Raw genomic sequence first — 21,732 nt, 5'->3', positions numbered from 1 at the left:
CGCCGAGCCCGCGTACCCGGCCAACACCACACTTCCCCAGTCATGTTGGCGCCGGACGAACTGAACCACCCACAGCTCACCATCGAACGGAGCGCGTATGCAGGACCGCTATCACGTCATCGCGGGGCCCCCGATGTCCCCGGTCGGCGTGTCGGTCGAGGGCCTCGGGGCTCTGGCCGCAGCACTCAACGCACTGGATCGCCCGGCTGCCGCCGCCCTGGACGACCTACAGGCCGACATGGTGGAACTGGCCTTCAACTCCCTTGCCCCCAAGGACCGCCAGCGCCTGCTCGGCCGCACAGGAATCCGGATGGCAGCCCCCCGGCGGGCAGGCAGCGCATTGTGCCGGGACGTCCTGGCAAGGCTTCGGCGCGAGGCACGACAGCACTCGTGCACCTGCGGTGTCATGGCGCTCACCCAGACCGTGATGAACGATGTGGGCAGGGCCGCCGTCGCGCAGGGCGCCGCCGCCTCCGATCCTGTTCTCCGGTGGGGTGCGACGCTGGTCCGGGCCGCCGTGTTCGCGTGGTGCAACGCCTCGGTCGCCGACGCGTTTGTCCTTGTCTGGGCGGCCGACCGGGACTGGTTCGGGGCGGAGGCGGCGTGCGCAGCACAGACGCAACACCTTGACGCGGTACGCGCCGCCGCGCGGTCCGTCGTCGAGGCGAACGCAGACTTCGCTCTCGGCCTGCACGAAGCCTACGGCGAACCCGGACGCAAGGAGCGGCAGTCCGCGACGGCCCAGGACCGGCCTGCCGGGGCCGGCCGGACGGGGACGGACGCCATCACGTCGGACGCCGTTGCCCCGTCCTCGCCCGCGCCGCACCGGCCCCTCCTGGACCAGCGCGTCGCGCACGCATCGACGTTGGACGCGCCTGTCCCGGACCCACCGGGCGGGGTAACCGATGCGACCGGGCCGGCGGACGGCGCGGATCCGGAAGAGGTCTGCCGACGGCTGGAGCGCACCCTCGCAGAGGCCGGGCGGGCCGTCCGGCGAGTGACCGTGGCGGTCGGGGACGGGCGCCCTCCCGCCGCAGCCGATCTGACGCCGTTGACCGGTCTGAGGGCCGTCTTCGACAGCGCCCGGACCGTGCTCGACGCGGCCGGCGTCGCAGGGGGACCGCTTCGCCTGGAGGACATGGCACGGGCGGCGTACGCGCATCGGGTGGAACGCGACCGTGACCGCGTCGCGCGGGCGACCCTGCGGGACTTGCCGGCCATCAGCTGCCGGGAGGACAGTCCCGCAGTATCCGCCGCCGAGGCCGTACGCTCCGTCGCCCGGCGCCTTCTGGGCGTACCGGTGTGGGGAGAGACGGAACGACGGGAGAGCGCCGCGCTCACTGCACTCGCCGACCTGGTCCGGCTGGGGCGTCAGGCAGCGGCCGCGACGGAGATTCTGGCCTTGCAGGAACGCGTCGTACGGGTGTTGCCCGCATGTGCCACGGCCGCGGTGATGGCACACGAACTGACGCTGCCAGGGCCGACGGAAGTCCGCTCCGGGCCCGAGGCCGCGGAGAGCATGCAGACGGGCGGGACCGGTGATGTCGTGGCGGACGCGGCCGGACCGGCTGCCGGCCCGGCGAGGGGCGAGCATGTGGGCGCAACCCCCACCGAGGACTCCGTCGAGGAGAGCCTTGAGTGCCCCGCTCAAAACGCTGCCAAGACGCCAGCCGTGGATGCCGAGACCCGGCGCGACGCCGTCGTGGAAGCGGTCACCCTCCCGGAAACGGATTTCTCGGGCTCACCTCCGGCCGACGGTCCGGATGCGGCGCCCCGGCCCGCTCCGGTCTTCGCGGGGGATGAGGCCGTGTCCTCGGATTCCCACCCCGCGACCATGCGCACCGCCCCCGCTGTGGAGCACACCGTCACGGTGCCGACGGATACCGTCGCCACGCCCCACGACACGGAGCCCCTGAAGGAGGAGGCGGACCAGGACGACGACACCGCATCGGCCGGACGGGTCCTGGCACGACTGGTCGCGGAGCGGCGCTTCGGACTCGCGCACCATGTGGCGCGGGCCGCAGGCCGCCCCGAGCCCCAGGCGGCGGCGCTCCGGCTGGCCGGTGCGACAGCACTGCTCACCTCCGGCACCAGCCACGGCGCCCGGCTGGTCGCCGACCTGCTACAGCAGCAGAGCGAATTCGTCGGAGAGGACGCGGAGGGCAATGAACTCGTTCTGCTTCCTGCCCTGTTGCGCGCGGCCCTGGTCACCGGCGACCACCTGGCGGGTGCTCAGCTCAAGGTCATGGTGCCGCGGCTTCCGGACGTGCTGGGGGAGGTGGCGGCCGCGGTCGCGGACCGTGCGCTCAGTGGGGCTCTGATGATCGCCTCCCCGCTGGTCGTGATCGCCGACGCCTCCGAGACCGAGGCCCGGTTGAGGGAGCTGCGCGAACAGTGCGGCACGGTCATCGCACCGCAGCGGTTCCGGTTCGCCAGGGCGACGGAGATCGCCAAGCGATGGCTGGCTCCCGACGACGGGCTGCTCGGTTCGATGCTCACGGCCGTGCTCAACAATGACCGTGACGCGCTGCCGGCCGTCCGGGAGGAGGCGGAGCGCCTGTCGAAGCCGTCCGAGGTCAACAGTGAGATCGACCGGATGGACCGCGAGTACCGTCCGTCCAGCGGCAAACCCCTCCAGGGCTCCGGACGCCGGGACCTGGTGCATATCGTCGAGCGGGCGGTCGGTCTGGCGAAGGAATGGTGCCTGGCGGCCGACAGGGCTCGCCGGGGCGGACGGTCGGAGGGGAACCGTGCCGCCAAGGAGATCTCGTCCCTGCGTCAGTCGATGCTGGCCCGGCGTGACGCCGTGCTGACGGAACTCGAACGGCCGGCGGGGCGATCCGGTACTGCCGCCACCGCGGCCGCGTGGGCGGCGCGCAGTGCCATGGAGGAGCTCTTCGCCCTGCTGTCCGGCGGCACCGGGGCCATGCCCCCCGGCAGTGGGGCCGACCCGGAGCTGGTCCTGGATGCGGAACTGCTCAAGATCTGTGACACAGCAGCGGAGCAGCCCTCGCTCGACGGGCTCCTGACGGCAGCCGACCGCGGCTGGGAAGAGGCGCTGCGCGAGCGGCTCGACCGCGACGCGTTCACGGCGGCCCGCACGATGGTGGAGCTGTCGGCCCGGGGGGCACTGCCGGCCTCGGAGGGCGAAGCGTTCGGGCCGCAGAGGCTGGCCGAGATCGAGGAGCTGGAGACCACGAGGCGTGCGGCTCTCCGGACGGAGCACGACGAACTCGTCACGGAGCTGCACCGGGCCCAGGCCGACGGTGCGGTGACGGACGACCAGGATCTGCGCCTGCAGGAGCTGCTGGCGGATGCGCGCACGCACCTCGACGACACCGGCCACCATGACCTGATCGACGTGCGACGGGCGTTGGAGACGGTACGGGCGGATCTGCCCATGCACCGGCAAGAAGCGGCCGGCCGGATCCGGGCCCGGCTCGACGCCCTGGACCTCCCGGCAGACGAACGGGCACAGGTGCTGCGACACCTGGATACCGGTGGCCTGGCGACCGCCGCCGACCTCGTCTACTTCCTGGAGATCGGCGAACCCGTCCCGGAGATCGAGGCGGGCGAGTCCCACCTGACGGAGTTCTTCCCTGTCGTGCCCGAAGGGCTGCCCAAGGGCATTGATCACGAACTCGTCGCCATGGTCCGCTCCGGGGGGAAGCACCCGACCGTTCCCGTCCTGGACTACGGAAACCTCTCCAGTGACGAGGCGGCACTGGCGGCGGACGCCCTGAACGACTGGCGTGAGCTGGGCGCCACCGAGGCGAAGGACCGGCCCAAGGCCCCCGCCGGGCGGAAGCTGCTCCCGGCACTGAAACTCCTGGGATACGACGCCGAGAGCGCCCGGTCGCTGGAGGAGCTGTCGCCGCACCGGCGCGAGTACCGCTTCTTCGAAGCGAGCGGCGTGGAGGTCAACGGCCGGGCCAAGGTGCCGGCCTTCGGCTCGCAGATCAAGGAGCAGGGCGGCAACCTCCGTGTGCTGATGCTCTGGGGCCGCCCGCCTGCCGAGGTCGTCATGAGCCTGGCGTTGCGGGACACCAGTGAGACCAGTCTCCTGGTCGTCTACTTCGGCACCCTCGGCCGGGATGCCCGCGCGGAACTCGCCGCCGGATCCGACCGTCTCCAGCCGCTGCTGGTCGTGGACGATGCGGCCCTTGCCTATCTTGCGGCTCGCGGCAACCGGCAGGCCAGTACGGCCACCCAGACCCTGCTGCCGTTCTCCGGTGTCAACCCGTACATCAGGGAGAAGCGCGGGCGGATCGGCGGGGAGATGTTCTACGGGCGGGACGCGGAACGCAAGAGCATCCTCGACCCGCGCGGCACCCAGGTCATCTTCGGCGGCCGCGGCCTGGGCAAGTCGGCGCTGCTCAGCGATGCCGGGGAACGCTTCATGGATCAGCGCCCCGGGTTCCACCAGTCGGTGTACCTGAACCTGGACCAGGAGAACATCGGCAAGGGGAGCTCCCTCGGGCCTCAGGCCCTGTGGAGCGTCCTGGACCGGGAGCTGACCGATGCCCAGGTGCTGGGCCGGCCCCAGGGCCGCAAGTCGCAGAAGGACCGTTCCGAGCGGGTGCGCGAGGGAACACGCAACTGGCTCGACGGGGACTCGCGGCGCCGCCTGCTGATCCTGCTCGACGAGTGCGACCAGTTCTTCGAGGCGGATGCTCCTCGGTTCGACCAGACCAAGAAACTGAAGGGACTCGGGTCGGACACCAAGGACCGGGCCAAGGTCGTCTTTGCCGGCCTGCACTCCGTGCAGCGCTTCTCCAAGCTGGCGAGCAACGGACCGTTCGGGCATCTCGCGCAGACCCCGAAGGTGATCGGTCCGCTCGCCCCGCAGTTCGCCGCCGATCTGCTGGTCGAGCCGATGCGGGCGCTGGGCTTCGAGTTCGACGACGTGGACCTGGTGAACCGGGTGCTGGGTTACTGCTCGTACCAGCCGTTCCTGCTTCAGATGTTCGGCCATCGGCTGGTCGAGGTGATGCACCGCAAGCGGGCGCGGCGCGGAGCGGAGGGACCTCCGTACACGGTGCGGGTCACCGACATCGAGGCGGTGGAGTCGGACGCCGCCCTCAGGACCGGCATCTCGGCGGCCTTCAAGGACACCCTGAGCCTGGACCACCGATACGACGTGATCGCCAACGTTTTGGCGTACCAGGCCCGTAACCACGGTCTGGAAGTGCGGCTGAGCGACGCCGAACTGCGCGAGGAATGCGAGACCTATTGGCGGGAGGGTTTCCGGCAGCTCGACACCGAGGGTTTCCGGGCCTACCTCTCCGAGATGGTGGGGCTGGGGGTTCTGGCTCCCAACCACGAGGGCCAGGGCTGGCATCTGCGTGGCCCGAACGCACTGCGCATGATCGGCACGTCCCACGAGGTGGAGACCCGTCTGGTCCGGGCCGAACAGGACTGCAAGCTGGAGGAGAGCATCGTGCTGGAGGGGCGGCCGGAGCTCCCCGACGGCCGTCCCGCCCCGCTCACCATCACCCAGCTGGACGATCTCCTCGGTGAGCGCGCGAATCAGACGAGGGTCGTCCTGGGCACCCCGGCTACCGGGGTCGGCGACGTGGGCGACACCCTGCGTGCGGTCGCCGGGCGCATCGCCGACTGGCAGCTCCCGCCCATCGGCAAGCTCAGCGTCTTCAAGCAGGAGCTCACGGGTGGGAATCCGCGTGAACGGCGGGTGCTCATCAGCGACTTCGCCCGCTACCCCGCGAAGCCGGAGACCCTCCGTGAGGCCGTCGATCTGGCCGACGCCCTGCTGCCGGGTACTCCCGGGGTGACGCGCGCAGTGGTGCTCGTGACCGATACCGGACAACTGGACCTGTGGCGTGTCCTGCTGACAGGCGAGGAACACACCACCGCGGTTCCGGTGGTGCTGCGCCGGCATGATCGCCGCAGTCTGCGGGGCTGGGCACACCGTACCGAGGTGTTCAGCACGGATGAACGCCTGGACCGGCTCTACACCCTGACCGGCGGCTGGCCCCTCCTTGTCGACCGCGCGCATCAGCTGTACGGCGAACTCGGCGACCCCGAAGAGGTCTTACGGCGTCTGGCCGGCATGCGCACGGACCGCTCGGCGGCCCGTGCGTTCGTCGAAGCGACCGGTATGTACGCGGATCCGATGCTGGCGGCGGGTTATCGATCCATTGTCGAGGCGTTCGAAGGGGACCTGGCGGACCGGGAGAGCGTCGTGACCGCGATCGTGTACAAGACCGGGGACGAGGCGGAGGCCCGCTGGGTCTTCGCGTGCCTGGATGCTCTGCAGGTGTTCGACCACGCGGACGATGCACAGCTACGCCTGGAACCCCTGCTCCGGCAGTGCGTGGAACTCGGCGAGTGACACCGTTCGGTCGGTCCGCTCCGTGTCCTCCGCACCGCGGCCCGTGGTGCGGAGGACACGGCGGGGCTGTGTGCGGGCAGAGGGCGGCTCTGCACCAGGATCTGCCTGGCGGCTGCGCCGCAAGCCCGCCGAGTCGGCAAAGGGCCCGCGGCTAGGACCGGACGAGGCCGGGCAGCCAGCCTATGTGGCGCAGGGTAGGTGCGATACGGCTCAGGACGTAGAAGACGACCGGCGTTTCGGTATCGTCCTGCGGGAAGTAGAGAGCGTGCTGAAGGGAATCCGTGTCCTGTGGTCTGTCCAGATCGACCAGGCGCGGATGCGGACCGCCCAAGGCCGCATCAAGGTCCACCCCGGGACGCGCGGTCAGGTGGCGTAGGTCGTCGATACCACATACGTCGGCAAACTCGGCCGTGGTGAAGGTCTTCTTGAAACGGGGGCGGTCACCGGGGACGGCGACCCATCCCATGATCCGCAGCCTTCGTCCTCCGGCAGCCTGGATGCCGGCCCGCCGCCGGTTGTGAAGATTGGACAGTGGTGCCGGCATTTCCGGCACGACGGCGGGCTGGTACAGGACGAGGTCGCGCTCTCCGTTGTCCCAGCGTGTGTCGTGGATCGTCAGCAGAGGGCGTCCGGGCAGCTGAACCCGCCAGACATCCGCCATGCCCTCGGACTGTGCGCCGGAGCATGTGCCGGCAAGGCCCTTCCGCGCCGTTCCTTCTCGTCGCAGCGTGAGCTGATCCATGACGCTCATGGCACTGGTGCCCCTCCACCCGTGGGAGACGCCCGGCGTGCCCCCTTGGATGGATCATATTCGTTTAACTGCGTTGATAGGTAAGGTTGTTGAGAATAGTGGCTATGTGGCCTGCGTCCGGTATGCCCGCCTGTGGCGGTCAGACCTGCGGGTCCACGGAACGCAACAGTTCCAGGAGTCCCTGCGCCGGGAGCAGTTGCTCATCGGTGACGGGGTCGGGGCTGAAGTGCATCAGATCGTTGCGGAACCTGCGGCAGTCCTCAAGGGCCGTCAGGAAGTGCTGCTGGTCAATGGCCCACCCCAGCGCTGCCCAGTTCTCGGGGAACTTGAGCAGGTGCTTGTAGGCGCCGAAGGTGAGATTGGCGGCAGAGTTCACCTGAGCGGCGCGGTTCCGAGGGACGGCCGCTTTGATGCGCTTCCGAGGCCGGGCAGGCGGCCAGTCTGACCCTTGCCCTGATACGTGCCCCGGACGAGTTGATGCTCGCCACGGAGCCCGCCCCTGTCGTCCACGTCGTGGAGAACCCCAGCGTCGTGGCCCTCGCCCTACGACGTTTCGGCGCGTACTGCCCGCCCCTCGTGTGCACCTCCGGCTGGCCCAACAGCGCGGCCATCCACCTCCTCCGTCTGCTGGCGGACCACGGCGCCGCCCTCCGCTACCACGGAGACTTCGACGGCGAGGGCATCCGCATCGCCGCGTATGTGTTCGACAAGACTCCTGCCCACCCCTGGCGCATGACCGCGGTGGACTACCACGCTGCTGTCGCTCGCATCTCCCACGGCCTTCGGCCAGGGCGCCTCACCGAGGCACCTTGGGACCCGGAACTGACCACAGCGATGACCGGCCACGGCACCGCCGTGATCGAGGAACTGGTCGCCGATGTACTCCTGGAGGATCTGGCCGCCACTGCACAGCTGTATGGCATGGCAGTGGTCGCTGATTGCCAACTGCCGAATAGCGCCTGTGCCCGCATCCGCGGGCGCAGGCTTGGTCTGGGTGGTGTGGCTCTGCGGTTGTCGTTGCCCTCAGTCCGTTCCGGCGACGTGCGGTGCGAGCAGCGGCTCCGCGGTCCGGCGTTCGCGGGTCAGTCTTCGAGTGCCGACGAGCCACAGGCAGATGGCGGCCATGGGGGCGAGGACCAGGAGCATCGGGGTGACCGGGCCCAGGCCTTCCCTCGTGTCCAGGGTTTCGCCGAGGATCAGGAAGAGGACCATGTTGTTTCCGGCGTGGGCCAGACTCGCGACCCAGACGCTGCCGCTGCGCTGGTACAGCCACATGAGAATGATCTCCTGAAGCTGGAAGGACAAGGTCCACACCGCCAGGCCGATCACTGCATTTGTGAACTCGACGTAGCCGATGAAGGCCAGCGGAAAGTGCCACACGGCCCATATCAGTCCTGTGGCGATGATGGACGGCACTGTACGGCCCCCGAAAAGGCGTGGCCTGAGGTAGCTGGTCCAGCCGAATTCCTCACCCGCATAGAGGGGGGTGAGGAAGAGGGCCACCATCATGAGGCCAAGCACGGTCGCCAGTTCTTGCATTCCGGGTAAGCCGCCCGGGCCGGACAGGTCCAGGTCCCACAGGCCGAGTGCAGCGGCGAGAGCGAGGGTGGCCGCCGCGATGAGCGGCGGGCCCAGCCAGGCCACGACGTAGTGGCGCCAGGCCGGCTTGAGGCGGAGTTTCAGTCCGGCGTCGCCGAAACCTTCGTTGGTGATCCAACGGCGGACTACCACTGCGGCGATTCCGGGCATACAGAAGCCGGGTAGTTGCAGGAGGGGATCGAGCGGGGACAGGCCCAGGCCGGCTCGTGCGAACAGCAGCCAGAGCCAGGTGCCGGCGAAGGAGATCAGGAGGAAGACCGTCACGCCTCTACGGGTGACGGATCTCGGATGGTGGGCGAGCACGCATGCCTGCCTTTCGTCTTCGGGGTTTCTGATACCCGTGTTCGGGGAGGTGGTCCCGTGGGTGAGTTGGGCGAGGTTCTTCTCTCCGCCGCTGATTTTTCTGCGGCCTCCCCACTCTCACAGCAGACGGCAAGGATTTGCATCGCTGTCGAGAGCGAATGCTGATTCCCCCAATTTCGCGGTGCGTTCTGGCGCTTTCGGGGGAGGTGACCGGGGGCGGCGCCGGGGTACGGTCCGGCCGTGGATAAATTAATTCGCCCGCTTTCGTGCGGGGCTGGGTTCCGGGACTGGGTGTATGCGGTCCTCGGCGCGGCCTTGAGCCTGCTGCCGCTGACGGCGGCGCTGCTGTTCGCGCCGCCGAGGTGGCCGACGGGGTTCCGTGTGCTGGGCTTCGTGTGTGCGTTCGCTGTGGTCACAGTGGCCATGGGCGCTCCTCTGCCGGCCAGGCGCGCGAGTGTGCGGCTGGCCAACGGGCTGCTGCGGGCCGGTCTGCCCGCGCCGGTGGACACGACGGGGCCGCGCTGGGTCAACCGGCTGCGCACCGCGGTGTGGCTGGTGCCGCACATGGCGCTCGGTGGGGTGGTGACGGCAGTTTCGTGCCTGGCCGTGTTCGGAGCTGTCGCGTTTCCCTCGGTCTGGCTGGGCGGTGGGGAGCGCATGACCGTCTTCGGACTGTCCCTGCGGATCGGGGAGGGCTGGCGGGGGACGTGGGCGTTGCTGCCCGCCGTGGGATGTCTGGCGCTTGCGCCCGGGGTCACACTCGGCGGTGCGGTGCTGCTTCGACGGCTCGCCCCCGTACTCCTCGGCCACCGGCCCGGAGAGCGGCTGGCCGAAGCCGAGGAGCGGATGAACCTGTTGGCGCAACGGAATCGACTGGCACAGGAGTTGCATGACTCGATCGGCCACACGCTGACGGCGTCCACGATCCAGGCGGCGGTGGCGGTGGAGCTGCTGGACAGTGACCCAGCGGCAGCCAGGCGCGCCCTGAACAGCATTGAGGAGACATCGCGGGCCGCCATGGACGATCTCGATCACGTGCTTGGGATGCTGCGGGAGGAACCGCCGTCCACAGTGCCCCGGCCGACCCTCATGGACCTTGGTCCGCTGGTGGAGCGAGTCCGTGGAGCCGGCGCGCAATTGACAGTGGAGGTGCAAGGCGACCTGACCCGGGTGCCGACCACGGTGTCGCGCGAGGCGTACCGGGTGGTCCAGGAGGGGCTGACCAATGCCCTGCGGTACGGGGGCAAGGCCGGGATCCGGCTGCGGGCGACGGTGCGGGGCGGGTGGCTGGAGCTGGAGCTGACCAATCCGGTCGGTACGAGGACACCTGCCCGGCAGCGGCCCGGGGGCCAGGGAGTGCAGGGGATCAGGGACCGGGTGCGGCTGCTGCGGGGGACCATGCACTCCGGGGTCGTGGAGAACGGTTGCAGCGGTTGCAGCAGTTGGAGCGAGGGCAGGGAAGGCAGCAACGGCGGTGAATGTGGGCCCTGTTCGGGCGGTGGAGGTGAGCGGGACGCTGGGGAGGTACGGTGGCGGCTCTTGGTCCGGATACCGCTACGGTCGGCGTCATGAACGCCTTCACAGCGCTGGGCCCGGACGCCGACCCGCCCGTGACCGTGCTCGTCGTGGACGACGATGAACTGACCCGCACCGGTCTGCGGACGCTGCTGTCGGCCAAGCCCGACTTGGACGTTGTGGGCGAGGCCGATGATGGCGCCGAGGTGGTAGCCGCGGTGACCCGGCTGCGGCCGGACGTGGTGCTGATGGATGTGCGCATGCCGTTGGTGGACGGGATCGAGGCCACCCGGCGACTGCGGGCGCTGCCCGACCCGCCGAAGGTCGTGGTGATCACCACATTCGAGAATGACGAGTACGTCTGGGACGCCCTGCGGGCCGGAGCCAGCGGGTTCATCCGCAAGCGTGCCCCGTCACAGCAGATTGCGCACGCCATCCGGTTGGTGGCGGCCGGCGACTCGGTGCTGTTCCCGGAGGCGGTCCGCCGGATGGCTGCGAGCCGTCTCGTTCGACGAGACGCCTCTGTGACCGCCGCGCTCACCGGCCGCGAGACAGAGACGCTGCGCCTGATGGCACGCGGGCTGTCCAACCAGGATATCGCCGCCCGGCTGGTGGTGAGTTTGGAGACCGTGAAGACGCATGTGGGCAATGTGCTGGCCAAATTGGGCGTCGGAAATCGCACACAGGCGGTCGTCCTGGCCTTTGAAACGGGGGTGGCTGATCCGACGGGGACGGCTGAACCGGGGGGATGACCTGAGCCGGATCAGCCCGTCACCCCGGTCATGCCCCGATAGAACGCCACGGCAGCTCGTCCCCCCCGCTCATCCTTGACCGTTCCTCTCTCAAGGGCAGCTAGGGCGCCTCGAACCGCGTGGGCTGTGCGTCGTCCAGGGTTGGATTGCCTGGTCCGCTGCTGTGCGGTGGTGGAGGGCCGATGACCGGTCGGCTGGTGCGTTGGCGTTGGGTCAGGTGGGGCGGGACTGATCTGCCGTTCCACTGTGCAGGCTGCTCGCATCCCCGTATTTGCTCTTCGCGCTGAATCCGGGGTTGTCAGGTCCGGTTTCCGGAGCCCTGGTCGTGGTCGTCGCAATCGGTACGCGGCTGGAGCAATGCTGCAGGGCCGCCGGCGTGCTGACGCCCGAAGAGCTGAGCGGCCAGGCGCTGGGCCTGCACACGTCCGGGGTGGCCACCGTGCAGGGTCTGGGGGCGACGATGGCCGGCTCGGCGGCCGAGCTGAGGTTTCCCGGAAGCAGCATGGTGAAGACAGCGACCGCCTCGCAGCGACCGGCTCGTTTGCTGCGACCCTGCTGTCGGCCCCCGGCCCCCGGCCCCCGGCCCCCGGCCCCCGGCCCCCGGCCCCCGGCCCCCGGGCTGCGAGGCGGTGCAGGTGTGGGGACCAGACGTACCGGGAAGCGCGCTCTCTGCCACACACGGCGGAACCGGGCGGTGAACATAGGCGTCAGGGCGGTGCGCCGTGTCGACCGAACGGGAGGGCGGATGGCGGAAGATGACGCAGTGCCCATTGCGGGACGTTCTGAGTTGGAAGGTGATCTTGTCCGGCGCGCACCCGGGGCCGGCACCTAGACTTTTGCATATGTCTCTCTCCTCTGGTCGGCCCGCCACACGGTGGCTGCGCACCTACCGGCCGGTGGCCGCACCCCGGCTGCGGCTCGTCTGCTTCCCGCACGCCGGCGGCTCGGCGAGTTTCTACCGCTCCTGGCCGCAGCGGTTCCCGGCTGACTGGGAAGTGAGCGCGGTGTGCTACCCGGGCCGTGAGGAGCGCATCGCGGAACCCGGCATCACGAGCATGGCGGAACTCGCCGGTCGGGTGGCCGACGAGCTGGCACCTCATATGACGCTCCGCACGGTATTTTTCGGTCACAGCATGGGCGCCTCCGTGGCGCATGAGGTCGCTGCACTGCTCGCCGGGCGCGGTGCGGGCCCGGCGGCGCTCCTCGTCTCCGGCAGGGCTGCTCCCCACCTCCTGCGGCGCCTCAGTGACGGGGACCTCACCGATGAGAAGTTGCTCGCCACGGTGGGCGGGCATGGCGGACCGGGGGCGGAGCTCTTGCGGGACCCCGAGATGCGCGAGCTGTTCATGCCGCCGATCCGGGCGGATTACCGGCTGGTCGAAGCGTATGTGGCGGAGCCCAAGGCTCCTGCCGTGGATATTCCCGTCGTCGCCTACTTCGGGATGGAAGACCCCCAGCCGGCCCCCGACGAAGTCCGGGCATGGGCAGAGCTGACCTCGGCGCGCTGCGATGCGCGCGCGTTTCCCGGGGGGCACTTCTACCTCGTCACTCACGAAGCCGAGCTGGTCCGCGACATCCGTGAGCGGCTCGTCGCCCTTGGGTGAGACATGGTGTGACGTCGGCGCAGCCTGCTTGCCCCGGCCGAAGGCCCCCAGTCCGCCGCGCCATCGTTGCGGCGCGAGGTGACGCGACGTGATGTGACCTGATGTGACGTGTTGACGGTTATCGGCAACGGGAGCTCCATGACGGGCCGTTGAGGTGATGTCCGTGAACGGGAGGGCCATTGTGCACGGTCTCGGAGAGAGCGCCTTCCTTGAGCCGGTGGGCGCCCTCGTCTCGCCTCTGCCCACCGGCGGGGCGTCGCGAGCATCTGCATCCGGGTGGGCATCCGCATCCGGGTGGGCATCGGGGACTTCGAACTGGACGAAGGGGGAGGGGAGGCGAAGGGGCGGGATGCTCTCGCCCCGCGCGGGGCCGTCCAATTACCGAAAGACGGCCTGTCCGCGCCCCCTCCGTCGGTCAATGACGCCGGATGGAATCCGGGACCCGTTTCTCCCACTGTTTTGGACACAGGTCTCGGGGCAGCAGAGCACTGTCGGGATGACCGACATGCTGAAAAGAGCCCGTCACCGTTCCCCTTTGTCAGGGGGTGAAACGGAGACGGAGTAAAGCCTGCTCTCGCATCGCGTCGAAGGGATTTCGCATGAGTTCCACTGTCTGGGGATATCTTCCCGACTCCGGGTACCGGGCGGGCACGACTCTGGTGGGGTACAGCGTCGAAGCCGTTGACGGGAGCATCGGCAAGGTCGACAAGCATTCCGATGACGTGGATTCGGCACACCTCGTCGTCGACACCGGTCCCTGGATCCTCGGGAGGCGCATCGTGCTGCCCGCCGGCACGGTGACCGGCATCGACCACGAAGAGGAGAAGGTCTATGTCGGCCGCACCAGGCAAGAGGTCAAGGACGCGCCTGCCTTTGAGGGGGAAGCGCACCTGAGCAGCTCTGACTACCTCCATCAGGTGGGAGTTTATTTCGGTGGATTTCCCCTTGTGTGAGGCGTGTCCGGAGTCGAAAGGACCGGCCGCCGCCGGGGTGGTCGGCCCGCCACGGGCTCCCCTTCCGGGGCTGTTCCCCTCGCCGCGTCGTGAGGGTGGGGCATAAACCCTCGGATACGGGGCAGTCGTCGGGGAACCCTCTCGTCGAAGTAGCCTTCTACGCGGCCCTCGGGTGGGGCGGCGGTGGAACTCCACGGCGTGGAGATGGATCAGGCGGGAGGTGAGAGGTATGACGGGTGCACAGCAGGCCCCGGTGTGCGAAGCGGCGGAGGCCCGGGACCAGGTTCGGGAGCTACTGAGCGCTCACCGTCCGGCCATCGATGAAATTTCCATGATTGACGCCTTGCTGGTCACCTCGGAATTGGTCACCAATGCGCAGCGCCATGGAGACGGACTTTCCGGTTTCTCTGCCAGGATCGTGGCCGATCGCCTGGAAGTGACCGTCTCCGATCGCAGCTGTCGGCAACCCGCCACGGCCGTCGGGCGCGAAAAATTTGCGGTCGGCGGATATGGATGGCCGATGATTCAGCAACTTACCGCCTGCGTCGTCATTATTCCCACTTCGGGCGGCAAGGCTATTACGGTTGACATTCCCCTCACCTTCGCCCCACCTGGCCCGCTGCTGTCCTCTCCGGTGTGACACCCGCCGGGCATCCCGCTTCTGTGTGCCGTGTGACGAGTCACAGGTGACGAGTGCCCCTTGTGTCCCTACCCGCCGTGGCGTCGGCAACAGGGCCTGACAGTATTGCCGTCCTGCCGTGCGGGAGAACTGCCCCGGCCGGCCGTCCCTGCCCGGCGGGTGGGACGAGGGAGATGGCGCCGCAGTCGCGGTGCGGTGCATTGAGGTGGAAGACGTGATGCGGGGAGTACCTGCAAGAGCGGCCGAGGCACGCAATTTTGTGCACGACCTGCTGCACAATGCAGACACCCCGGTCGATGACCTGGCCCTTGTCGATGCCCTCCTGGTGACCACCGAGCTGGTCACCAATGCCCAGCGGCACGGCGGCGGGCTCATCGGGTTCACCGCGCGGGTCGTCGACGGGTACCTGGAGCTGGCGGTCGAGGACCGAAGCGAGCACTGCCCCCGCACTGCCGTCTCTCGTGACCCTGGCGCCCCAGGCGGATACGGCTGGCCCCTGGTGGAACGGCTGGCCCGCACCATCGACATCGCCGTGACCGCGACAGGCAAGACCATCCGGGTGACTTTGCCCCTCTGACACAATCGGTCCGGCCGAGTGCGGTCCGGCGGTGATTCGGTCCCGAGGCGCGCGGTGCCGCCGGTCAGTCGTCACCTTTGTCGGCCATGGCATGGGGCCGGCCATGGTGGCTGACCGTACGGCGGTTATCCGCACGGGTCAGGGTCTTCATCCGCACCGGGCAGAGAGGTCCCCCGCGCCCGGCAGGCTGCCCCCGCCGCCCGGCAGGGCGATCCCGGTCACCCGCAACTGCCGCGACTCATGAATGAGTTCGGCCGGGGCATACGCGAGTTCAGCAGCTTTTGCCTACCGAAGGGAGAGGATGGTTATGGGTATCGGCGGATGTATCGGACTGATCGCGGTGGGTGCCATCTTGACGTTCGCAGTGGACTGGCATCTGTCCGGCGTCAATCTCGACCTGGTCGGGCTCATCATGATGGTTGTCGGAGTGATCGGCCTGGCGGCCTATGTGAGCATCCTCAAGCGGCGGCGGGTCCAGCCGCCGGCCCCCGGAGCTCCGGTGGTCGACGTCGAGGAGACCCGTACCTACCGGTGAACGACGGGAGGTTGGTGAAACCGGACCCGGCGCCCCAGGAATGAGGAGAGACCTCAGGACCTGACTCCGAGTCCTCGGAAATGTCTCCAGCCGCTCTCTCAGGCCTGCCTGTATCCCCGCACCCCCGGCCCGTGGCCACCCCTGCCGTGGAGCAGCGGCGGGCGGAGCGCCGCATCGCCGAGAAAGGCAGTTGATGGAAGACCGTCGCACGGCCCGCACGGCCCGCACGGCCCGCACGGCCCGCACGGCCCGCACGGCCCGCACGGCCCGCACGGCATGCGCAGACGCAGTGTCCGTCCTGCAGAAGGCGAGCCTCCTCCGGGCGGAGCGGAATTCCGGCGGAGCGGCATTGACGGCACCGTGCTGCCCATGGCCCTCTCCGCGGGAGTCCGTGGACGGTCGGCGGCGCGGTCGACGGGTGGGTGACGTGTGACTGAAGGTCAAACATCAACGGACGGCGCCACGAACGCGCGCTATCTCCCCATTGCCGAACACGGAATGATCGGCGATCTGCGGACAGTCGCGCTGGTCGGGACCGACGGCGGTATCAGCTGGTTCTGTGCTCCTCGTTTCGATTCGCCCAGTATCTTCGGCTCGCTGCTCGACGCACAGAATGGCGGCCACTGGCGCATCAGCCCCGTCGGGGAGGTGGCCAAGCGGCAGCAGTACTACTTTCCCGATACCAACATACTGATGACGCGGATGCTGACCGAGAACGGCATCGTCGAAATCCAGGACTTCATGCCGATACGAGCGGAGGGCGACCGGGATCACCGGCAGCGGCTGGTGCGGCGGGTGGTCAGTGTGCGGGGCAGCGCGCGTATCCGAGCGGTCATTGCACCCCGGATGAACTACGGGCGGGATCCGCACAAGGTGGAATCCCAGCCGCACGGTGTGTGTTTTACGAGTGAGGCACGAGAACTCTCGCTCCAGGCCAGTGTGAGCCTCCACGCGGAGGGCCAGGACGCGGTCGGCGAATTCGATCTGGCAGAAGGCCAGTCGGTCCTCTTTGTGCTGGAGGCCACCGAACCCACCTGCACCGGACCCACTCGCACCGACCCGACCGTCGACCTGGTCGATGCACCGGCGGCCGAGGAACTGTTCCAGTCCACCGTACGGTTCTGGCGCCAGTGGCTGAGTCAGTCCACCTACACCGGCCGCTGGCGCGAAATGGTGCACCGCTCCGCGCTGACGCTGAAACTCCTGACCCACGAGCCCACCGGCGCCATCGTCGCCGCACCGACCCTCGGGCTCCCCGAACAGGTCGGCGGTGAACGGAATTGGGACTATCGCTATGTCTGGATACGCGACGCGGCCTTTTCTCTCCACGCCCTGCTGCGGCTGGGCTTCACCCGTGAGGCACAGGCCTTCATCAGCTGGCTGACCGAGTGTTTGCGCAAGCCACGCGACGGTGACCGCGGCCCGCTACGGGTGCTCTATTCCATCGATGGAGATGCCGCGTTGCCCGAGCAGGTCCTCGACCACTGGGAGGGCTACCGCGGTTCTGCTCCGGTCCGCGTGGGGAACGGCGCAGCGGACCAACTTCAACTGGACATCTACGGTGAGCTGTTCGACTCCATCTATCTGTTCAGCAAGCACGGTGACGGTATTTCCCACGAGAGCTGGATGGATCTGTGCACCATCCTCGACTGGCTCCTGGAGCACTGGGACGGTCCCGACGCGGGAATCTGGGAGACCCGGGCCGGGCAGCAGCGTCATACCTATTCACGGGTGATGTGCTGGGTGGCGGTGGAACGCATGATCAGAATGGCCCGCCAGCGCGGTTTGCCGGGTGATCTGGGGCGCTGGATGTCGGAACGCGACAAGATCTACCACCAGATTATGAACCAAGGCTGGAGCGCCCAGGACCAGACCTTCGTCCAACGCCTCAGCGGCGACCCGGAACAGCCACCCGAGAGCATTCTGGATGCCTCGCTCCTGGTGCTGCCGATGGTCAAATTCCTGTCGCCCCAGGACCCGCGATTCCGCTCCACCGTGCACGCGATCGGCAAGAGTCTCGTCACGGACAGCCTGGTGTTCCGCTATGACCCGAAAGAGTCTCCCGACGGCCTGGACGGAACCGAGGGGACCTTCTCGATCTGTTCGTTCTGGTGGGTCGAGGCGCTGGCTCGCACCGGTCGGATCGACGAGGCCAGGGTGGCACTGGAGAAGATGTTCACCTACGCCAACCACCTCGGTCTGTATGCGGAGCAGATCGGGATGACGGGCGACCATCTGGGGAATTTCCCCCAGGCGTTCACCCACCTCGCGCTGATCAGTGCGGCCACAAGCCTGGACGGTTTCATGGGGTGAGCCACCCACCCCCCCCGCGTGGGCCGGACTTGCACCCCGCGTCGGCCGGACCTGCACCGAACGTGGGCCGGACCTGCACCGGCGGATACCGCCTGGCTCCCGATGCGTGAGGCTGGCACCATGAGCGCCCATGAATGATCAAGAGACCGTTGAGGACCACGCTTTACGTCTGGTCACCGAGCGTTTCCCGCACGCTGTGGGCGCCCTGTTGGGAGGGTCCGCTGCTCAGGGCCGGGCGACCCCGACCAGCGATCTGGACATCGCCATCCTCCTCCCGGACTCGGACACCAGCCGTCGGGAAGTGATCCGCCACGACGGCCGCCTGGCCGAGTTGTTCCTGCACACCGTCGCGGACATGCCGGAGTTCTTCGCATGGGACAGAGCCCGCCGCCGGGGCACGGTCCTGTTCCTCTATGACGAAGGCCTGATTCTGACCGACCCCCATGGCCATGTGGCCCGTACGCGCGAACAGGCCCGAGTGGTCATCGCGACCGGGCCTCCCCCGCTCACTCCGGCGGAATGGGAACGCGGTCGCTACGTCCTTACCTGTTACCTGGACGACCTTGCCGACACCTCGCCGGCCAACCGGTACGAACAGCTCTCCCTGGCCGATCACGCCCTGCGCGAGGCGGCGCACCTGGTCACCGCTCACCACGGTGCATGGACGGGGATCGGCAAATGGCTTCCCCGCAGACTGCTGAGCGCGGACCCGGCGCGAGGCACGGCTCTGTTGGACGGCCATCGGTCCGTCGCCGAACACGCCGACCCGATGCCCATGGCGACCGCGGTACAGCAGGTCCTCGATCTGATCGGTGGGCCGTTGCGGGAGGGGTACACGCAGCGCTGGGACATCTGATCCGGCCGATGGGGCAGCCGAGTTCCCGGCCGGCGCGTCATTCCCGTGCGGGGAAATTCACGGATGGCTCCTCCGGTACACCGGCTGCGCCACTCCGCGGGGTGATTGTTCGGTCGGCATGCATAAGAACCGCGGCCTCGGGAAATGGGCGTGCTCAAACGACCTGAAATCCGGAGGTGAATCATGAACGCGGTTTTCGAGGACGTATCGGACAGGGAGTTGCAGAGGGCCTGTGACGGGCTGTCGCCGCGCGCCGGAGAAACTTCCACCACGCTTCCTCCCATCGAGGATGCCAGAAGCGTTGCTCCCCATGACGCCAAGGCTTTGTCACCGCTGTTCTTCGATCGGCTCGGGGAGCTCGAAGAAGGCACCCCCGAGTATCAGTACACCCGCAATTCGCTCATCGAGATGAACCTCTCCTTGGTGCGCTATGTGGCCTCGCGGTACAGAAGTCACGGTGACCAGCTCGAGGACATCGTCCAAGTCGGCACGATCGGCCTGATCAAGGCCATCGACCGGTTCGACCGCTCACGCCGTACGGAGTTCGCGGCCTTCGCCATCCCCCACATCCTCGGTGAGATCAAGCGGTTCTTCCGCGACACCAGCTGGGCCGTCCACGTCCCCCGGCGCCTGCAGGAGCTCCGCGCCGACCTGTCCCGGGCAACGGAGGAGCTGTCGACGCTCCTGGACCGGGAACCCACCGTCAAAGAGCTGGCCGGGCATCTGCAGCTCACCGAAGAGGAGATCATCGAGGGCATCACGGCCGCCAACGGCTACTCGGCCATCTCCTTGAACGTGTCCTGCGACAGCGATGCGGGGCCGGAAGGTGGCGGTCCGTCCTTCGCCGACGTCCTCGCCGCGACCGACCCCGCCACGGAGAACGTCGAGGACCGGTGCACCCTGGCCGCACTCCTGAAGCTGCTCAGCGACCGCGATCGCCTCATCATCCAGCTGCGCTTCGGCCAAGAGATGACGCAGGCGCAGATCGGAGCCGTGCTCGGGGTCTCCCAGATGCATGTCTCGCGCCTGCTTGCCCGCATCATCAAGCAGCTCCGCAGGGGAATGCTCAGCCAGAGGTGATGTCGGCCCGGTTCCGGCCTCTTCGGCCTGATGCCGGCGGCGAGATCAGCGAAAAGGAGGATGGCGTCCCGACGTTCGGGAAGAGCGGGGATATCCCGACGTGCGGGAGGGGCCACGGCGCAAAAGCCGTGGCCCCTCCCGTGTGGAGCGTGCCTGGTTACTTCTTGAAGGCGTCCTTGGCCTTCTCCTTCGCTCCGCGGAGGTGTCCCCGGGATTCCTTTGCGGAGCCCTCGGCGGTGGCGCTCTCGTTACCGACCGCGCGTCCCGCTTCCTTCTTGACCTTTCCGATGGTCTGCTCGGCGATGGCCTTGACCTTTTCGCTGGCACTCATTGTGAGGTCCTTCCGTTGGCGGCACTTTTCGCGTGCCCCCGCACTGTCCCGTCAAACGGCGGAGCGGAGTACCGGGGGGCGGCGGGCTTCGGTGGGGATGCGGGGAGTTCCCCCGGCTCCTGCGGGGCGCGGGCCACCACGAACCTCTCGGTCCTGGAGGTCGAGAGCATCTGATTCCGGTTCGGAGGTATGCCGGCATGAGATCGGGGTAGGCGCCCGCTGCAGCGTCCGCGGGTGCCGGGCGCGCGGGAAGGCGAGATGACCACCATCGTGAGCGGGACCACGACCGGGCAGCGGGACGCCGACACGGACTCCGTACTGCCGGAGGTGACGCAACCGCAGAAGGTGGCCCCGCGCGACGCCAAGGAGTTGTCGAAGCAGTTCTTCGAGCGGCTTCAGGTCCTGGAGGAGGGGACGCACGAGTACCAGTACGCGCGCAACACCCTCATCGAGATGAATATGTCGATGGTGCGCTATGTCGCCCGTCGCTACCGCAACCGCGGCGATGACATGGAAGACGTCATCCAGGTGGGCACGATCGGTCTGATCAAGGCCATCGACCGCTTCGAGCTCTCGCGCGAGGTGGAGTTCTCCACCTTCGCCGTCCCCTACATCCTCGGGGAGATCAAGCGGTTCTTCCGCGACACCGGCTGGGCGGTCCATGTGCCCCGCCGCCTCCAGGAACTGCGCAGCGACCTGGCCAAGGCCAAGGAGCACCTCGCTGCCACCCTCGACCGCGACCCCACCGTCCGTGAACTGGCCGCCCACCTCGACCTGTCGGAGGACGAGGTCATCGAGGGCATCGTCGCCGCCAACGGCTACACCGCCGGTTCGCTCGACACCCCCGCCGACCCGGACCCGTCCGAGCAGCGCCGCACCCTCGTCGATGTGCTGGGGGACAACGACCCGGCGCTGGAGGCCGTCGAAGACCTGCATGTGCTGGCTCCGCTGCTCGAGACGCTCGACGCACGGGAACGGCGTCTGATCGAGCTGCGCTTCGGCCAGGAGATGACCCAGTCGCAGATCGGTGCCGAGCTCGGGGTCTCCCAGATGCATGTCTCCCGGCTGCTCACCCGTACTCTGTCCAAGCTCCGCGCCGGGATGTTCACCGAGCGGTGATTCCCGCGCCTGTGTCTGTGCCGGTGCCCTCTCCTGTGTCCGCGCCCGTGTCTGCGCCTTTGCCTGCTGCCTGCGGGGCAGTTGCGCAGTAGCCATAGGAGGAGAGGGCGCGGCTCGGGTCTCGGCCAGGGCTCGGCGCGGTGGTGTGCAGACGGCTGCCCAAGAGGGAGCGTGCGGCCGCGCCGGCCAGCTCCCTAGGGGATCCTCATACCTGAGAGCTACGCGCCAATGGTTCTTGAGCGTGATGTTGTTCCCGGCTGTGAAAACTAGGGTGGTCCTCGGTCGGGGCAAGGAGCGGGGGAACGGCGGCTATGCGCGCTGCGAGGTGGGGGAGGGGACCCCTGCGGGAGAGCTTGCCATGCCGGTCCGACGGCTCTGCGCTCCATGGCGACGACCTCGGCTCGACGCCCTTCGGAACCGCATCCGGGCCGGCCGGTGTTACCCCGTGCGGA

At 68.4% G+C, this 21,732-nt stretch carries 16 protein-coding genes and 1 pseudogene; 13 read left to right on the top strand and 4 right to left on the bottom strand.

The genetic code is table 11. The features are described from left to right. The first annotated feature begins 97 nt into the window (after positions 1 to 97). Positions 98 to 6,352, top strand: coding sequence for a hypothetical protein (locus D9V36_RS12175; protein ID WP_129293789.1), 6,255 nt, complete (start codon positions 98 to 100; stop codon positions 6,350 to 6,352). A gap of 151 nt (positions 6,353 to 6,503) precedes the next feature. Here the strand turns inward: D9V36_RS12175 and D9V36_RS12170 are convergent, their stop codons facing one another. Both D9V36_RS12170 and D9V36_RS12165 read right to left on the bottom strand, forming a co-directional pair. Then, complete coding sequence (locus tag D9V36_RS12170; protein ID WP_129293788.1) at positions 6,504 to 7,103, bottom strand: hypothetical protein; 600 nt, start codon at positions 7,101 to 7,103, stop codon at positions 6,504 to 6,506. Between the two features lie 139 nt (positions 7,104 to 7,242). Next, complete coding sequence (locus tag D9V36_RS12165) at positions 7,243 to 7,479, bottom strand: hypothetical protein (protein ID WP_129293787.1); 237 nt, start codon at positions 7,477 to 7,479, stop codon at positions 7,243 to 7,245. A gap of 50 nt (positions 7,480 to 7,529) precedes the next feature. Between D9V36_RS12165 and D9V36_RS12160 the strand changes: the two are divergent. After that, positions 7,530 to 7,988, top strand: a pseudogene (locus D9V36_RS12160) (DUF2399 domain-containing protein); the annotation flags it as partial. A gap of 138 nt (positions 7,989 to 8,126) precedes the next feature. Here D9V36_RS12160 and D9V36_RS12155 read toward each other — a convergent pair. Continuing rightward, positions 8,127 to 8,966 (bottom strand): CPBP family intramembrane glutamic endopeptidase, encoded by an 840-nt coding sequence (locus D9V36_RS12155; protein WP_241720846.1) that lies wholly within the window; start codon positions 8,964 to 8,966, stop codon positions 8,127 to 8,129. A 279-nt stretch (positions 8,967 to 9,245) separates the two neighbouring features. Here D9V36_RS12155 and D9V36_RS12150 point away from each other — a divergent pair, with 279 nt between their 5' ends. From D9V36_RS12150 to D9V36_RS12100, 10 genes are all read left to right on the top strand, one after another. Beyond that, positions 9,246 to 10,577: a sensor histidine kinase gene (locus tag D9V36_RS12150; protein ID WP_241720845.1), complete on the top strand. Its 1,332-nt coding sequence runs from the start codon at positions 9,246 to 9,248 to the stop codon at positions 10,575 to 10,577. Then, a complete protein-coding gene (locus D9V36_RS12145) occupies positions 10,574 to 11,272 on the top strand; it encodes a response regulator transcription factor (protein WP_129293785.1) in 699 nt (232 codons plus the stop codon). The genes D9V36_RS12150 and D9V36_RS12145 overlap by 4 nt, the downstream gene beginning before the upstream one ends. An 842-nt stretch (positions 11,273 to 12,114) precedes the next feature. Continuing rightward, complete coding sequence (locus tag D9V36_RS12135; protein ID WP_129293783.1) at positions 12,115 to 12,876, top strand: thioesterase II family protein; 762 nt, start codon at positions 12,115 to 12,117, stop codon at positions 12,874 to 12,876. Between the two features lie 599 nt (positions 12,877 to 13,475). Beyond that, entirely contained in the window at positions 13,476 to 13,829 is a 354-nt protein-coding gene (locus D9V36_RS12130) for a PRC-barrel domain containing protein (protein ID WP_129293782.1), read from the top strand. A 229-nt stretch (positions 13,830 to 14,058) separates the two neighbouring features. Next, entirely contained in the window at positions 14,059 to 14,469 is a 411-nt protein-coding gene (locus D9V36_RS12125; RefSeq protein ID WP_206739653.1) for an ATP-binding protein, read from the top strand. 217 nt (positions 14,470 to 14,686) lie between these two features. Beyond that, positions 14,687 to 15,046, top strand: coding sequence for an ATP-binding protein (locus tag D9V36_RS12120; protein WP_129293781.1), 360 nt, complete (start codon positions 14,687 to 14,689; stop codon positions 15,044 to 15,046). Between the two features lie 307 nt (positions 15,047 to 15,353). Beyond that, the gene (locus tag D9V36_RS12115) at positions 15,354 to 15,581 is read left to right on the top strand and encodes a DUF6458 family protein (protein ID WP_088800475.1); all 228 of its coding nucleotides are present in this window, start codon (positions 15,354 to 15,356) and stop codon (positions 15,579 to 15,581) included. 429 nt (positions 15,582 to 16,010) lie between these two features. Beyond that, on the top strand, positions 16,011 to 17,894 hold the full coding sequence (locus D9V36_RS12110; protein ID WP_277753429.1) for a glycoside hydrolase family 15 protein: 1,884 nt from the start codon (positions 16,011 to 16,013) through the stop codon (positions 17,892 to 17,894). A gap of 130 nt (positions 17,895 to 18,024) precedes the next feature. After that, positions 18,025 to 18,750 carry a nucleotidyltransferase domain-containing protein gene (locus D9V36_RS12105; RefSeq protein ID WP_129293780.1) on the top strand — a complete coding sequence of 242 codons (726 nt, stop codon included), beginning with the start codon at positions 18,025 to 18,027 and terminating at the stop codon, positions 18,748 to 18,750. Between the two features lie 183 nt (positions 18,751 to 18,933). Continuing rightward, positions 18,934 to 19,830: a SigB/SigF/SigG family RNA polymerase sigma factor gene (locus tag D9V36_RS12100; protein ID WP_129293779.1), complete on the top strand. Its 897-nt coding sequence runs from the start codon at positions 18,934 to 18,936 to the stop codon at positions 19,828 to 19,830. A gap of 157 nt (positions 19,831 to 19,987) precedes the next feature. Here D9V36_RS12100 and D9V36_RS12095 read toward each other — a convergent pair whose 3' ends face one another. Continuing rightward, positions 19,988 to 20,161 (bottom strand): CsbD family protein, encoded by a 174-nt coding sequence (locus D9V36_RS12095; RefSeq protein ID WP_129293778.1) that lies wholly within the window; start codon positions 20,159 to 20,161, stop codon positions 19,988 to 19,990. 258 nt (positions 20,162 to 20,419) lie between these two features. Between D9V36_RS12095 and D9V36_RS12090 the strand changes: the two genes are divergently transcribed. Next, the gene (locus D9V36_RS12090; protein WP_088800481.1) at positions 20,420 to 21,280 is read left to right on the top strand and encodes an RNA polymerase sigma factor SigF; all 861 of its coding nucleotides are present in this window, start codon (positions 20,420 to 20,422) and stop codon (positions 21,278 to 21,280) included. Positions 21,281 to 21,732: the final 452 nt, after the last annotated feature.

Origin of the sequence: Streptomyces lydicus (assembly GCF_004125265.1) — a bacterium.
Lineage (GTDB): Bacteria > Actinomycetota > Actinomycetes > Streptomycetales > Streptomycetaceae > Streptomyces > Streptomyces lydicus_C.
The sequence above is the reverse complement of the archived record's forward strand: the minus strand, read 5'-3'. Positions and strand labels throughout refer to the sequence as shown.

What these genes read in the sequence shown, in the direction of transcription:
- D9V36_RS12175 (WP_129293789.1), top strand. Translation starts at nt 98, where the DNA reads ATGCAGGACCGCTATCACGTCATCGCGGGGCCCCCGATGTCCCCGGTC.
- D9V36_RS12170 (WP_129293788.1), bottom strand. Translation starts at nt 7,103, where the DNA reads ATGAGCGTCATGGATCAGCTCACGCTGCGACGAGAAGGAACGGCGCGG.
- D9V36_RS12145 (WP_129293785.1), top strand. Translation starts at nt 10,574, where the DNA reads ATGAACGCCTTCACAGCGCTGGGCCCGGACGCCGACCCGCCCGTGACC.
- D9V36_RS12135 (WP_129293783.1), top strand. Translation starts at nt 12,115, where the DNA reads ATGTCTCTCTCCTCTGGTCGGCCCGCCACACGGTGGCTGCGCACCTAC.
- D9V36_RS12130 (WP_129293782.1), top strand. Translation starts at nt 13,476, where the DNA reads ATGAGTTCCACTGTCTGGGGATATCTTCCCGACTCCGGGTACCGGGCG.
- D9V36_RS12125 (WP_206739653.1), top strand. Translation starts at nt 14,059, where the DNA reads ATGACGGGTGCACAGCAGGCCCCGGTGTGCGAAGCGGCGGAGGCCCGG.
- D9V36_RS12120 (WP_129293781.1), top strand. Translation starts at nt 14,687, where the DNA reads ATGCGGGGAGTACCTGCAAGAGCGGCCGAGGCACGCAATTTTGTGCAC.
- D9V36_RS12115 (WP_088800475.1), top strand. Translation starts at nt 15,354, where the DNA reads ATGGGTATCGGCGGATGTATCGGACTGATCGCGGTGGGTGCCATCTTG.
- D9V36_RS12105 (WP_129293780.1), top strand. Translation starts at nt 18,025, where the DNA reads ATGAATGATCAAGAGACCGTTGAGGACCACGCTTTACGTCTGGTCACC.
- D9V36_RS12100 (WP_129293779.1), top strand. Translation starts at nt 18,934, where the DNA reads ATGAACGCGGTTTTCGAGGACGTATCGGACAGGGAGTTGCAGAGGGCC.
- D9V36_RS12095 (WP_129293778.1), bottom strand. Translation starts at nt 20,161, where the DNA reads ATGAGTGCCAGCGAAAAGGTCAAGGCCATCGCCGAGCAGACCATCGGA.
- D9V36_RS12090 (WP_088800481.1), top strand. Translation starts at nt 20,420, where the DNA reads ATGACCACCATCGTGAGCGGGACCACGACCGGGCAGCGGGACGCCGAC.